This is a genomic window from Candidatus Cardinium sp. cByotN1 (genome assembly GCF_022810525.1).
Taxonomy (GTDB): Bacteria; Bacteroidota; Bacteroidia; order Cytophagales; family Amoebophilaceae; genus Cardinium.
Genome location: NZ_JAACGG010000186.1, coordinates 1 through 534 on the forward strand (window position 1 = coordinate 1; position 534 = coordinate 534).

Annotated in this window: 1 protein-coding gene; it reads left to right on the plus strand. The window is 34.3% G+C overall.

All coding sequences use genetic code 11. The annotated features are described in order from the left end of the window. Window positions 1-22 precede the first annotated feature (22 nt). Window positions 23-534: hypothetical protein (locus MUW73_RS04340; protein ID WP_243575312.1), on the plus strand; the 512-nt coding region annotated here is incomplete at its 3' end.

Consider the following 534-nt stretch of genomic DNA (forward strand, 5'->3'; position numbering starts at 1 on the left):
ATTAAGGATATACACGGAGGTTGTGCCTTGTTTAGTTAAACGGATTCAAACACTGGTAGCAGATGCAAAGGTTTTGCAAATAACCAATCTAGAAACATTGGGCAATTTATGCATGGGCCTATATCAGCTTACTGATTCAAAAGATTTTGAAAAAGATAGCGGTGCTATGTATCAGCTATTAAGCAATTTATTCAATTCTGTGAAGAAAAAGGCTGATTTATACATAAGCTATAAACAAAAAAAGGGTTCAGATGCAGGTTCAGATGCAGAAGCTTACCATACTAGGTATGAAGCATTTACCTATTATCAGTTGATTCAAGTGTATAGTCTATTTTTACGGCCAGTTGGTGATAAAAACGCAAAAAGAAAAAAAACAATAGGCAAAGGAATAAATAAAAAAATAGCCATAAAATCGGATACAATAAAGGCAATACATGCATGGATTGACCAAATCTTTCAAGACTATGCTGATGGATGGATAGCATTTTCTTCTAAGAGTTTGAATTTAATGTCCAAGGTTGATGCCAGTCTAGC